12 protein-coding genes are annotated in these 13,052 nt (G+C 58.1%); 8 read left to right on the forward strand and 4 right to left on the reverse strand.

The window, feature by feature from the left end; all coding sequences use genetic code 11:
• The first annotated feature begins 63 nt into the window (after positions 1-63).
• From HBO24_RS16850 to HBO24_RS16865, 4 genes are all read left to right on the forward strand, one after another.
• Positions 64-975 (forward strand): glycosyltransferase, encoded by a 912-nt coding sequence (locus HBO24_RS16850; RefSeq protein ID WP_169989354.1) that lies wholly within the window; start codon positions 64-66, stop codon positions 973-975.
• Positions 972-1,940 (forward strand): SDR family oxidoreductase, encoded by a 969-nt coding sequence (locus tag HBO24_RS16855; protein ID WP_169989353.1) that lies wholly within the window; start codon positions 972-974, stop codon positions 1,938-1,940. The genes HBO24_RS16850 and HBO24_RS16855 overlap by 4 nt, the downstream gene beginning before the upstream one ends.
• Positions 1,937-2,947 carry a glycosyltransferase family 4 protein gene (locus HBO24_RS16860; RefSeq protein ID WP_169989352.1) on the forward strand — a complete coding sequence of 337 codons (1,011 nt, stop codon included), beginning with the start codon at positions 1,937-1,939 and terminating at the stop codon, positions 2,945-2,947. The genes HBO24_RS16855 and HBO24_RS16860 overlap by 4 nt, the downstream gene beginning before the upstream one ends.
• Positions 2,948-3,170: 223 nt before the next feature.
• A complete protein-coding gene (locus tag HBO24_RS16865) occupies positions 3,171-5,165 on the forward strand; it encodes a nucleoside-diphosphate sugar epimerase/dehydratase (RefSeq protein ID WP_169989351.1) in 1,995 nt (664 codons plus the stop codon).
• 51 nt (positions 5,166-5,216) lie between these two features.
• Here HBO24_RS16865 and HBO24_RS16870 read toward each other — a convergent pair whose 3' ends face one another.
• A complete protein-coding gene (locus tag HBO24_RS16870; RefSeq protein WP_169989350.1) occupies positions 5,217-5,735 on the reverse strand; it encodes a GNAT family N-acetyltransferase in 519 nt (172 codons plus the stop codon).
• Positions 5,736-6,044: 309 nt separating this feature from the next.
• Between HBO24_RS16870 and HBO24_RS16875 the strand changes: the two genes are divergently transcribed.
• The gene (locus HBO24_RS16875) at positions 6,045-6,380 is read left to right on the forward strand and encodes a helix-hairpin-helix domain-containing protein (RefSeq protein WP_057958909.1); all 336 of its coding nucleotides are present in this window, start codon (positions 6,045-6,047) and stop codon (positions 6,378-6,380) included.
• Between the two features lie 17 nt (positions 6,381-6,397).
• Here HBO24_RS16875 and HBO24_RS16880 read toward each other — a convergent pair whose 3' ends face one another.
• The 3 genes from HBO24_RS16880 to eat all read right to left on the reverse strand — a co-directional run bounded on the left by HBO24_RS16880 (position 6,398) and on the right by eat (position 8,766).
• Positions 6,398-6,988, reverse strand: coding sequence for a TetR/AcrR family transcriptional regulator (locus HBO24_RS16880; RefSeq protein ID WP_057439206.1), 591 nt, complete (start codon positions 6,986-6,988; stop codon positions 6,398-6,400).
• 134 nt (positions 6,989-7,122) lie between these two features.
• A complete protein-coding gene (locus tag HBO24_RS16885) occupies positions 7,123-7,290 on the reverse strand; it encodes a DUF2897 family protein (protein ID WP_081044204.1) in 168 nt (55 codons plus the stop codon).
• A 111-nt stretch (positions 7,291-7,401) separates the two neighbouring features.
• On the reverse strand, positions 7,402-8,766 hold the full coding sequence (eat, locus tag HBO24_RS16890) for an ethanolamine permease (protein ID WP_057439205.1): 1,365 nt from the start codon (positions 8,764-8,766) through the stop codon (positions 7,402-7,404).
• Between the two features lie 400 nt (positions 8,767-9,166).
• Between eat and kdpF the strand changes: the two genes are divergently transcribed.
• Genes kdpF through kdpB form a run of 3 tightly spaced genes read left to right on the forward strand, consistent with a single transcriptional unit; the run spans position 9,167 to position 13,028 of the window.
• Complete coding sequence (gene kdpF, locus HBO24_RS16895) at positions 9,167-9,256, forward strand: K(+)-transporting ATPase subunit F (RefSeq protein WP_032863112.1); 90 nt, start codon at positions 9,167-9,169, stop codon at positions 9,254-9,256.
• An 8-nt stretch (positions 9,257-9,264) separates the two neighbouring features.
• Positions 9,265-10,959: a potassium-transporting ATPase subunit KdpA gene (kdpA, locus tag HBO24_RS16900; protein ID WP_170060025.1), complete on the forward strand. Its 1,695-nt coding sequence runs from the start codon at positions 9,265-9,267 to the stop codon at positions 10,957-10,959.
• Between the two features lie 5 nt (positions 10,960-10,964).
• Positions 10,965-13,028 carry a potassium-transporting ATPase subunit KdpB gene (kdpB, locus tag HBO24_RS16905; protein ID WP_170060026.1) on the forward strand — a complete coding sequence of 688 codons (2,064 nt, stop codon included), beginning with the start codon at positions 10,965-10,967 and terminating at the stop codon, positions 13,026-13,028.
• Positions 13,029-13,052 lie beyond the last annotated feature (24 nt).

Below are 13,052 nucleotides of genomic sequence, written 5' to 3' on the forward strand. Positions count from 1 at the left end.
GCTATTTTCAGGACGTAATTTTTCAAGGATTGTTTTTGGATCAAGTACTAAGGGTGGATTCTGATGCAGCCACGTATTCTGGTTCTGCTCGCTGCCTACAACGGTATGCGTTGGATGGCCGAACAAGTTGACTCGATCTTGGGGCAAGTGGGCGTATCCGTCTCGATTCTGATCAGTGTGGACAGCTCCAACGACGGTACCGAAGAATGGGTCGATCAACTGTGCCAGAGAGACTCAAGGGTCAAATCCCTGGCCCACGGTGAAAAATTTGGTGGTGCGGCACGAAACTTTTTCCGCCTGGTCAATGAAGCACCCACTGAAGACTTTGATTATTTTTCATTCGCCGACCAGGACGATATCTGGCTGCCAGATAAACTTGTCAGCGCCACGCAGCACATGAACGATACAGGGGCTGACGGCTACTCCGGCAATGTAACGGCATTCTGGCCTGATGGTCGTGAGTCGACCATTGTCAAATCGCAGCCTCAGGTTGCGTACGATCATTTGTTCGAGGCAGCCGGCCCTGGGTGCACTTACGTCTTTTCCCAGCGTCTATTTGTTGAGCTTCAACAGCATATCAACAGTCGTTTTGTACAAGTACAGGGGGTGACGCTGCATGATTGGTATTGTTATGCCTATAGCCGTTCACACGGATTCAAGTGGGTGATCGATAGCCGGCCTTATATGCGCTATCGCCAGCATGGTGGTAACCAGGTCGGGGTGAATAGCGGCTCAAAGGCGTTCAAGAAACGCCTTTCCCAAGTGCTAGATGGTTGGTGGCTGAATCAGGCTGCACTGATCGCCGGCATGGTCGGTATGGTTGACGAACCTTTTGTCCGGCGCTGGATCGGGCTGGGGCGCCTGGACCTGCTGCGCTTGGCGACCAGTGCCGCGAAGTGCCGCAGACGCCCACGGGATAAGTTGGTATTCGCTGGTTTGTGTCTGGTGTTGGCGGTTTTGAGGCAAAAGAAATGAAAACCCAGTTATTGGTCACCGGCAGCAGCGGTTTTGTCGGCCGTCATCTGATTCAACAATTGCAGGGGAGCGCTGATTATCAGGTGCGTGCCCTTGTCCGTCGTCTGCCGGATGCTTCTGCTTCTGATGTCGAGTACGTCGTGCTTGCCGATTTCTCGGCTGTGTCACCAGAGCACCCAGCTTTGCAGGGCGTAGATGTTGTTGTTCATCTCGCTTCACGCGTTCACGTCATGAACGACACCGAAACGGATCCTCTTGCGGCGTTTCGGCGGGTCAATGTCGGGCATACCCTTGCGTTGGCCCGTAGCGCAGCGTCCGCAGGAGCCAGGCGCTTTGTGTTCGTCAGTTCGGTGAAAGTCAACGGCGAGCAAACCGCCCCGGGCCGACCTTTTCGCGAAACAGACCCGTCGGCGCCCGTTGATCCTTATGGTGTTTCCAAGATGGAGGCGGAGGAGGCGTTGAAAGCTCTTGCGCTTGAGACCGGGCTTGAAGTGGTGATAATCCGACCGGTACTTGTGTATGGACCGGGAGTCAAAGCCAACTTTGAAAGCATGATGAAATGGCTCGTGAAGCGCGTTCCTCTGCCATTTGGTGCCATACGCAACCAAAGAAGCCTCGTTGCGCTGGACAATCTCGTGAGCCTGATCTTGACCTGTACGACTCACCCGGCTGCGTCCAATGAGACCTTCTTGGCGAGCGACGGGGATGACGTGTCGACTAGTGAGCTGCTACGTAAACTTGCAAAAGCCCTGGGCGCCCCAGCCAGGTTGATACCGGTTCCACAGTGGGTACTTGTCTGGGGGGCGACTTTGTTAGGCAAAGAAGCGCTGTCCCAACGTCTTTGCGGCTCGCTGCAAGTCGATGTCACCAAGGCGCGCCAGGTGTTGGGTTGGCAGCCGCCACTTACACTCGAGCAAGGTCTTGCTGTTACTGCGCAACACTATGTCAGCGAGCGAACTGAATGAAGTACTGGTACATCTTTCCCATTGTCGCCTTGGTTTCCCTGGCGCTGACGGCGCTCTTGCGTCAATACGCGTTGCGTCGCAGCATCATTGATATTCCCAATGCTCGCAGTTCGCACACGGTCCCCACCCCTCGCGGTGGGGGAGTGGCGATTGTACTGACGTTTGCCTTTGCACTCGTGTGGCTGGCGGGTGCCCAGTTGATAACGGTTGCTGAGAGTGCTGCTCTGCTAGGTGCAGGGTTGTTGATCGCAATCATCGGCTTTATGGACGATCATGGTCATATCGCCGCTCGTTGGCGCTTGTTGGGGCATTTTGCCGCCGCGATCTGGATGTTGTCCTGGATGCAGGGACTACCGGCAATTTCAGCTTTTGGCGTTACGTTCGATCTTGGTTGGGTAGGCCATGTCCTGGCCGTGTTTTACCTGGTCTGGATGCTGAATCTCTACAACTTCATGGACGGTATTGACGGTCTTGCCAGTCTGCAGGCTATCTGTGCCTGTCTCGCGCTGACGCTGATTTACTTTTTGAGCGGGCAGCCGTCGATGATGTGGGCACCCTTGTTGTTGAGTGCTTCTGTGGCTGGCTTCCTGTATTGGAATTTCCCGCCGGCCCGTATTTTCATGGGCGACGCAGGTAGTGGGTTTCTGGGGATCATTCTGGGAGGTCTTTCTGTTCAGGCCGCCTGGGCCGGCAGTGAGTTTTTCTTCGCTTGGCTGATCATGCTGGGTGTCTTTATCGTGGATGCGACCTTTACTCTCATCCGACGGCTTGCCCGGGGCGATAAAGTCTATGAGGCCCATCGCAGCCATGCCTACCAATTTGCCAGCCGCCAATATGGCCGCCATCTGCCCGTCACACTTGCGGTTGCCGTTATCAATGTAGTTTGGCTGTTGCCGTTGGCATTGGCGGTGGCGCTTTTTGGGCTGGACGCAGGGGTGGGGACAGTTATTGCGTATCTTCCCCTAGTATTCCTGGCTGTCAAATATAGTGCAGGGCAGAGAGAGTAGCGCCGCTGGCCAAAGCGTCAATTTTCCTTGCTGCTAGGTGGGCTTGGATTCGGCACTGATATATGTAAATTACCGGCAGTTTTTTTTCTGCGGGCTTTACATTCTTAGTATCAAGGAGCTAAACCGTGGCAACATGCTTTTTACGCCTGATCAGAATAACTGTCGGAAGTCTCCAGCCGGGCGTTTTTTCAATTGTATGCAGTAAGGGGTAGTCGGGAACAACATGGATAAATTACGGGCATATTTGCTGAGCCTTCCTCGCAGACGCAAACGCATCCTCCAGGTCATTGCCGACATCGTGCTGGTCTGGCTCGCCCTCTGGATGGCATTTGTGGTTCGTCTGGGGATCGACGAGTTGGTCAACCCCGTCGTGTTGCATTCATGGCTGTTCATCAGCGCGCCAATCGTCTCGATCCCGCTGTTTATTCGTTTTGGCATGTATCGCGCCGTGATGCGGTACTTCGGTAACGATGCGCTTATCGCGATTATCAAGGCGGTCAGCCTGTCGGCGTTGATCTTGGGGGTTGTAGTCTATTGGTACAGCAACCACGAGAACGTCGTACCACGCTCTATCGTGTTCAACTACTGGTGGCTCAGCCTGATCATGATTGGTGGTTTGCGCCTGGCCATGCGCCAGTACTTTCTGGGGGATTGGTTTGCAGCAGCCCAGTATGTGCCGTTTACCAGTCGCGATGATGGCCTGACCAAGGTTGCGATCTACGGCGCAGGTGCTGCCGGCAATCAACTGGTGGCTGCGCTTCGCATGGGGCGGGTCATGCGTCCGGTGGCGTTTATCGATGACGACAGCAGTATTTCCGATCGCGTCATCTCCGGCCTCCAAGTGTTCAAGCCCAAGCACATTCAACAGATGATCGACACCACGGGGGCTCAGGAAATCCTGTTGGCCATTCCGTCGTCCAATCGTGCGCGGCGGCGCGAGATTCTCGGCCTGTTGGAAGGGTTCCCGCTGCACGTACGGAGTGTGCCGGGTTTCATGGATCTTGCCAGCGGCCGGGTGAAGGTCGATGACATTCAGGAAGTAGACATTGCCGACTTGCTCGGGCGGGATGCCGTGCCTGCCCAGGGCGATTTGCTGGAGCATTGCATCAAAGGTCAGAGCGTGCTCGTCACGGGGGCGGGCGGTTCGATTGGTTCGGAGCTTTGCCGCCAGATCCTGGCATTGCGTCCTACTACCTTGTTGCTGTTCGAGCACAGTGAATTCAACCTTTACAGCATTCTGTCCGAGCTTGAGCAGCGCATCACTCGTGAGTCGCTGCCTGTTCGCTTGCTACCGATCCTAGGCTCGGTACGCAACCAGGCAAAATTGCTCGACGTGATGAAGACCTGGCATGTTGATACGGTCTACCACGCGGCAGCCTACAAACATGTACCGATGGTTGAGCACAACATTGCCGAGGGTGTCCTTAACAATGTCATTGGTACATTGAATACCGCCCAGGCGGCGCTTCAGGCGGGGGTCTCCAACTTTGTGCTGATCTCCACGGACAAGGCTGTGCGCCCGACCAATGTCATGGGCAGTACCAAGCGTTTGGCCGAGTTGACGTTGCAGGCGTTGAGCCGTGAGTTGGCCCCGGTATTGTTTGGCGACAAGGCTAATATTTCCCGCGTCAACAAGACCCGTTTCACCATGGTTCGCTTTGGCAATGTATTGGGCTCGTCTGGCTCGGTTATTCCGTTGTTTCACAAGCAGATCAAATCTGGTGGGCCGCTTACGGTCACTCACCCCAAGATCACGCGTTACTTCATGACTATTCCCGAAGCGGCCCAGTTGGTGATCCAGGCGGGCTCTATGGGGCAGGGCGGAGATGTGTTCGTGCTCGATATGGGCGAGCCGGTAAGAATCGTCGAGCTGGCAGAGAAGATGGTTCACCTGTCCGGCCTGAGTGTTCGTTCGGATAAAAACCCACATGGTGACATCGCCATCGAGTTTACAGGGCTACGTCCCGGTGAAAAGCTCTACGAGGAGTTGCTGATTGGCGACAACGTCGTGGCCACCCAGCACCCGATGATCATGAGTGCCAACGAGGATCATCTGGATTGGGAGTTACTCAAAGGGAAGCTGACAGAGCTGCTCGCCGCGGTTGATGCGGACGACTACAGCCGGGTCCGTCAACTGCTACGCGATACGGTCAGTGGGTATGCTCCGGATGGCGAGATCGTGGACTGGATCTATCAGCAGCGTCGCCTCGAGCCTTAGAGCGCAAGGTGTGCGTCAATGTTGCCAGGCATAATGCCTGGCAAGTTGGTTTTATATTTTGCTCGATAGACGGGCTCTGGTTTTATTGACTGCATCTTTAGTAATTTCAAAGAGAAAATCGAGTTCGGTTTCACCTGTCTTGATTGCTCCCATTTTCTCATGAAATGAGATAACTCGATCATTGCCTTTTCTAACTTCAAAGTGTGACTTTTCAAATTCGAGATTTTCAAAGGCAAACTGATAAACCAGGAAAGCACTCTCCAGGGCTGCATATCTGGTTTTGTCTTCGTTGAGAATCCAGCTGCCCCAACAAAATGATTTTTCTTTGAAATCATAAAGTCTGACCGTGCCGCAAGGTACGCCATCAAGGCGTTCAATGATGAAGTAATATTGAACGCCTTTCTGCTCATCGCCCTTGTATTTGTTGATCCACTCTCTTTGAGCCTCAACACTTGGGTTTACAGAAGAGAGGAACTGGTTGTAGTTGTTGTCGAGGCGCAGCTTCAGAACAAATCCAGCATCGCTCTCTTCAATGAGTCGTAGTCTTACCGTTTTTGATTCTAAGTTCATTTTTTTTCCATTTAACTGGTTTTGTTAATATATGGTGCGTGTTTTTCACAGGCGCCGCGTCGAAGTTTTGATTCGGGCTGACGATGCTTAGGGCCGGATAGACATGATACGTCCCTATGTCTAAGTCGAAAAGTTCTATCTATAGTCCAATCTACAGAGTGCCGAAAACATCTGTCGCTTTTTGAGCGCTAAAGCCAGTGCAGCTACATCTTGCAATACCTCCATTTTTGACAGCCATCCCACATCACCTAAGTTTGAAAAGCAGCTTCGGAAAGCTGCTTTTCCCACTGATGTCATGGAGCGTCTCTAATGCGCAGATCCGTTTTTTCCTCCCTGCTTTTTGCCTTCCTCACCAGCCTGTCCGCCGTGTCGATCGCCGCCCCATCGGCCAAGCCTGAGGCGCCGCAGCCGCTCGCGGCTCAGTTGAGCGCAAGCGAACAACCCACCCCCAAGGTCAACCTCAACGCAGCAGACGCTGAAACCCTGCGCCGTGATCTGTTTGGCATTGGCGCGGCCAAGGCCAAGGCGATCATTGCTTATCGCGAGTCCAATGGATCGTTCACGGTGGTGGATGAGTTGCTGGAAGTGAAGGGGATTGGCAAGTCGCTGCTGGAGAAGAATCGCGACAGGCTGGAGGTTAAGTAATCAAGGCAGGAGGCCGGTCATTGACCGGCCTTTTTTATGTCGGCAGGGGCTGTATTGACCCCGGTTTTCAGGCTTTCTCGCACCACATCGAGAATGCGTGTCGCCAGTTCCGGGTTTTCGACACTGCGCGCCAGGACCAATGCACCTACCAGTGTCGACATCATCACCAGGCTTTGTTCGTCGGCATTGGGGCTGCCCAATGCGGTTTCGATTTGCTTGAGCCGGGCGTCGAGGACTGTATCGGTGGTGGGGCTCTGTTGCCCGCGCTGTCCCAGTTCCGAGGACATGGTGGGCAACGGGCAACCTTGGTCGGGGGAGGTGTGATGCCACTCTGACAGGTAACTGTCGATAAAGGCTTCCAGCGGTCGTTCCTGGCTGAAGAGCATCGCGCAATGCGCGTCCAGTTCGGCGGAGGCGGCTTGCAGGGCCTTTTCCACCAGTTCGTCCTTGGATTTGAAGTGGGCGTAGAACCCGCCATGGGTCAGGTTCAAGGCTTTCATCAGGGGTTGCAGGCCGGTGGCGCCAATGCCGTCGCGGCGAAAGCGCACCGACGCCTCTTTAATGATGCGCTGGTGGGTTTGAGCTTTGTGATTGTGCGAGTAGCGCATGAGAGGGCCCTCTGAAACATGGGGCCATATTAACCAAGGTTTGGTGCTGTTTTGCGGAGCGATTACAAATTTGCCTTAATCTAGATCGACTCGCCTGGCGTGCTGCCGGTAACGGTCAGCACGGGGCGTTTGTTTCAGCGATCCTGCGCGTCCTTGGCGTCGGCCTGAGCATTGCGCTCGGCGACACGTTTGCGTTGTTCGTCGGTCAGTTCCACTTTGTTGGCGCTGTCACGCAGCATCAGCAAGCCACCAACGATCGAACCGATGGCGACCACCATGATCAACCAGGCATACCAGGGCATAGGGCTCTCCTTGAGGCCGACTGCCATGGGGAAGATTCCCCACGGCACTATCAGCTTTGAGTGACGGCTTTCGTCAGTCGTTCCATTGTAGGCCCGTTCTGCCTCGCTGGTTTAGAGCCCGGTCAACATCGCATCCGCTGGCGCATCGGCGCGGTCTTGGGCGGTCAGTTGGAAGTAGATGAAACCTGCGGCCATGAACCCGAGGAAGATCAGGCCGATCAGGGTATTGAACCACGCCATGGCCACCAGGCAGACCAGCGCCAGGATCAGCGCAATGGCCGGCACGATCGGGTAGCCCGGCGCGCGGAAGGTGCGTTCCAGCAACGGTTCGCTCTTACGCAGCTTGAACAGGCTGAGCATGCTCATGATGTACATGACGATGGCGCCGAACACGGCCATGGTGATCATCGCGGCGGTCAGGGTCATGCCGCCGAGGTTGATCAGGCCGTCGCTGTAGATGGCGGCGATGCCCACCACGCCGCCGGCGAGGATGGCCCGGTGGGGTGTCTGGAAGCGTGACAGCTTGGCCAGGGAGGAGGGCAGGTAGCCGGCGCGGGCCAGGGCGAAGAACTGGCGCGAGTAGCCGAGGATGATGCCGTGGAAGCTGGCCACCAGGCCAAACAGGCCGATCCACACCAGCATGTGCAGCCAGCCGGAGCTTTCACCTACCACGGTTTTCATTGCCTGGGGCAAGGGGTCGTTGATGTTCGACAGGGTGCGCCAGTCGCCCACGCCGCCGGCAAAGAACATTACGCCCATGGCTAGAAACACCAGGGTCAGGATGCCGCTGATGTAAGCCTTGGGAATCGTGCGCTTGGGGTCCTTGGCTTCTTCGGCGGCCATGGCGGCGCCTTCGATGGCGAGGAAGAACCAGATGGCGAAGGGGATCGCGGCAAAAATCCCGGCTATCGCCGGCGCGCCAAAGGTGTCGGCACCCGCCCAGCCGTTGAGGGCGAAGTTGCTGAAGCTGAATGCCGGTGCCACCACGCCCATAAAGACCAACAGTTCGGCCACGGCCAGCACGCACACCACCAGCTCGAAGGTCGCGGCCAGTTTCACCCCGAGAATATTCAAGCCCATGAACACAAAGTACGCCCCGACCGCTGCGTGTTTCGGGTCGAGTGCGGGGAATTGCACATTCAGGTAGGCGCCGATGGCCAGGGCAATCGCCGGAGGCGCGAAGACGAACTCGATCAAGGTGGCCAGCCCGGCGATCAGCCCGCCTTTCTCGCCGAACGCCCGCCGGCTGTAGGCAAACGGCCCACCGGCATGGGGAATTGCGGTGGTCAGTTCGGTGAAGCTGAAGATGAAACAGGTGTACATGGCAGCGACCATCAATGACGTCACCAAAAAGCCCAGCGTCCCGGCCACGCCCCAGCCATAGCTCCAGCCAAAGTATTCGCCGGAGATCACCAGCCCCACGGCGATGCCCCACAGATGCAAGGTGCCCAAGGTGGGCTTGAGTTGGGTGTTCATTGCGCTGCTCCCAGAACGGTTTGGAATGTTTCAGGACATTGCAGCGGCCATGCCAGCTTGGAAAAGGGCGTCGTAAAGGGCAGGAACTGTCGCCCGGGAGATAGTTTGTTGTTTGCGACCGTAATTCCGTGCACCAGGGTAGGGCGGCGGCGGATAGGCTGATGCTATTGCGGGCAAGCCCGGCTGCCGCATTTAGCCGCATTCCCAAGGATGCACCCGGTCAACTGTGGGAGCCGGGCTTGCTCGCGATAGCGGCCTCAACAGCCCCAAAAACCTCACGTCCAACCCACTCTTTACGCCATCTTTACGCCCCCTCCACCCCCTCGCCCTCGTTCCTTTACGCCCCTCCTGCGGACAATACCTCCATACGCGGCAGTCGCCGTCTGACGGAGAAACTTCCATGAGTGTTCTGGATGGGGTGTCACTGCTACTGGCCGTGGCGCTATTCATTTATCTGCTGGTTGCGCTGTTGCGCGCGGATCGGGGCTAGGAGCGGCTATGCACAGTTATGACTATTGGCTGATCATCGCCTTCTTCGCCGTGGTGCTGGTTCCAGCGCCATTTCTGGGGCGGTTCTATTACAAGGTGATGGAAGGGCAGCGCACTTGGCTTACGCCAGTGTTCGGGCCGGTCGAGCGCGTGTGTTATCGCGTGGCCGGGGTCGATGCACAACAAGAACAAAGTTGGCAGAAGTACACCCTGGCCCTGCTGGCCTTCAACCTGGCGGGCTTTTTGTTGTTGTTTGCGATCCTGTTGTTCCAGGACTACCTGCCGCTCAACCCGCAGCAGTTGCCTGGGCAGGAATGGACGCAGGCGTTCAATACCGCCGTCAGTTTCATGACCAACACCAACTGGCAGTCCTACAGCGGTGAAGCCAGCCTCAGCTACCTGAGCCAGATGGTCGGCCTGACCGTGCAGAACTTTGTCAGTGCGGCCACTGGCCTTGCGGTGCTTGTCGCCCTTTGCCGTGGGATTGGTCGCAAGTCCGCCAGCACCCTGGGTAATTTCTGGGTGGATATGACCCGCGCCACCCTCTATGGCTTGCTGCCATTGTGCCTGGTGCTGGCGCTGTTTCTGGTCTGGCAGGGCGTGCCGCAAACCTTCGCTCACTACGTCAGCGCGCTGACGATGCAGGGCGTCGATCAGGTGATCCCACTCGGCCCGGCGGCCAGCCAGATTGCGATCAAGCAACTGGGGACCAACGGCGGTGGCTTCTTCGGGGTCAACTCGGCGCATCCGTTCGAAGACCCGACTGCCTGGGCCAACCTGTTTGAAGTGGCGGCGATCATCCTGATTCCGGTGGCGCTGGTGTTCACCTTCGGCCACTACGTCAAGGACCTACGCCAGAGCCGGGCAATTCTCGGCTGCATGCTCGCGCTGTTCCTGATTGGCGGTTCGGTGTCGCTGTGGTCCGAGTACCAGCCCAACCCGACCCTGAACAACCCGGCGGTCGAGCAGACTGCGCCCCTGGAAGGCAAGGAAGTGCGTTTCGGCACCACCGGCACCGTGTTGTGGTCGGTGACCACCACGGCGGCGTCCAACGGTTCGGTCAACGGCATGCAGGACAGCCTCAACCCCCTGAGCGGGATGGTGGCGCTGGTCAATATGATGGTCGGCGAAGTGATCTTCGGCGGCGTCGGTGCCGGTATGTACGGCATGCTGCTCAACGTGCTGATCGCGGTGTTCCTCGCCGGCTTGATGATCGGCCGCACCCCGGAATACCTCGGCAAGAAACTCCAGGCCCGGGAAGTGCAACTGCTGGTGGTGACCCTGTTGGTGATGCCCGTAGGCGTACTGGTGCTCGGCGCGATTGCCGCCAGCGTGCCGGCCACTGCTGCAACCATCAGCAACCCCGGCCCCCACGGCTTCAGCCAGTTGCTCTACGGCTACACCTCAGCCAGTGCCAACAACGGTTCGGCCTTTGGTGGCCTGGGCGCCAATACCCCGTTTCACAATCTGATGCTGGGCTTGGGCATGTTGATCGGACGCTTCGGCTACATCCTCCCGGTACTGGCCCTGGCCGGCAGCCTGGCGATGAAGAAAAGCGCACCGATTGGCCAGGACAGTTTCCCGACCCACGGCCCGTTGTTCGTGACGTTGTTGACCGTGACCATTTTGCTGGTGGGCGGCCTGACGTTCCTGCCGACGCTGGCACTGGGCCCTATCGCTGAACACCTGAGCATGGGCTTCTAAGGGGTATGAACATGAATATGCCAGTAAACAATGCCGCTCCGGTCAAGACCCAGGAGTCGGTCAAGACCTCGATCTCGGCCCTGTGGCGCCCGGCCCTGATCCAGGCGTTCGTCAAGCTGGACCCGCGCCAGTTGAAGCGTTCGCCGGTGATGCTGGTGGTCGAGCTGACTGCGATCCTCACCACTGTGCTGTGCCTGGTGCCGGACAGCAGCGTGCCGACCTTTGTCGCAGTGCAGATTGCCCTGTGGCTGTGGTTCACCGTGCTGTTCGCCAACTTCGCCGAAGCCCTGGCCGAGGGCCGTGGCAAGGCCCGTGCCGACAGCCTCAAGGCTGGCAGTGAAGGCCTGAGTGCACGACGCCAGGAGGCAGACGGCAGCTTCACGGTAGTGCCCGCCACCAGCCTGCGCAAAGGCGATGTGGTGCGGGTTGCGGCCGGGGAAATGATCCCTGGCGACGGTGAAGTCATCGAGGGTATTGCGGCGGTCAATGAAGCGGCGATTACCGGTGAATCCGCACCGGTGATCCGCGAATCCGGCGGCGACCGCTCGGCCGTCACCGGCAATACCCGGCTGGTCTCGGACTGGCTGGTGATTCGCATCACCGCCAACCCTGGTGAATCGACGCTGGACCGCATGATCACTTTGGTGGAAGGCGCCAAACGCCAGAAAACCCCCAACGAAGTGGCGCTGGATATCCTGCTGATCGGCTTGACCATGATCTTCCTGCTGGTGGTCGTGACCTTGCAGCCCTTCGCCCACTTCGCCAATGGCAGCCTGCCCCTGGTGTTCCTGGTGGCGCTGCTGGTCACGCTGATTCCCACCACCATCGGTGGCCTGTTGTCGGCCATCGGCATCGCCGGCATGGACCGCCTGGTGCGCCTCAACGTGATCGCCAAGTCCGGGCGCGCCGTGGAAGCGGCGGGGGACGTGCATGTGCTGTTGCTGGACAAGACCGGCACCATCACCTTCGGTAACCGGCGCTGTGCAGGCATCTATGCCGCGCCCGGCGTCAATGGCAAGGAATTGGCCGAAGGCGCGCTGCTGGCCTCGCTGGCCGACGATACGGCAGAAGGCAAATCCATCGTCGAATACCTGCGCGCCTTGCATCCGTACACCGAGCCCTCCGTGCAAGAGCTGACCGGCGTGCCGTTCAGCGCCGAAACGCGCTTGTCCGGGGTGGATTACCAGGGCCGCGTCTACCGTAAAGGCGCTGTCGATTCGCTGCTGGCGTTTATCGGTCTGCAACGCCAAGACCTGTTGCCCGCGCTGTCCCGGGAAATCGACAAGATCGCTCAGAGCGGCGGCACTCCGTTGCTGGTGTGTGCCGACGGTAAATTGCTCGGCGCGATCCACCTCAAGGACGTGGTCAAGCCGGGTATCCGTGAGCGCTTTGCCGAGTTGCGCAAGCTGGGGATCCGCACGGTGATGGTGACCGGCGATAACCCATTGACCGCCGCCGCGATTGCCGCCGAAGCGGGTGTGGATGATGTGCTGGCGGAAGCCACGCCGGAGAAGAAACTGGCGCGCATCCGCCACGAGCAGAACGACGGGCGCCTGGTGGCCATGTGTGGCGACGGTGCCAACGACGCCCCGGCCCTGGCCCAGGCGGACGTGGGTATGGCCATGAATGACGGCACCCAGGCGGCGCGCGAAGCGGCGAACATGGTCGACCTCGACAGCGACCCGACCAAGCTGCTGGACGTGGTGCAGGTCGGCAAGGAATTACTGGTGACCCGTGGTGCGCTGACCACCTTTTCGATTGCCAACGACGTGGCCAAGTACTTCGCCATCCTGCCGGCGCTGTTTGCCTCGATCTACCCGCAACTGGGGGTGCTTAACGTGATGCACCTGAACAGCCCGCAGAGCGCGATCCTTTCGGCGATTGTGTTCAACGCGCTGATCATCGTGGTGCTGATCCCCCTGGCCCTGCGCGGTGTGCGGGTGCAGGCGGCGAGTGCGGCGGCGCTGCTGCGACGCAACCTGTTGATCTATGGCGTGGGCGGGCTTGTGGTGCCGTTCGCCGGGATCAAGGCGATCGACATGCTGCTGACAGCGCTGCACCTGGTCTGACCCAACCCTGTAGGAGCTGGCTCC

Origin of the sequence: Pseudomonas sp. WS 5410, from assembly GCF_012985645.1 — a bacterium.
Classification (GTDB): Bacteria; Pseudomonadota; Gammaproteobacteria; order Pseudomonadales; family Pseudomonadaceae; genus Aquipseudomonas; species Aquipseudomonas shahriarae.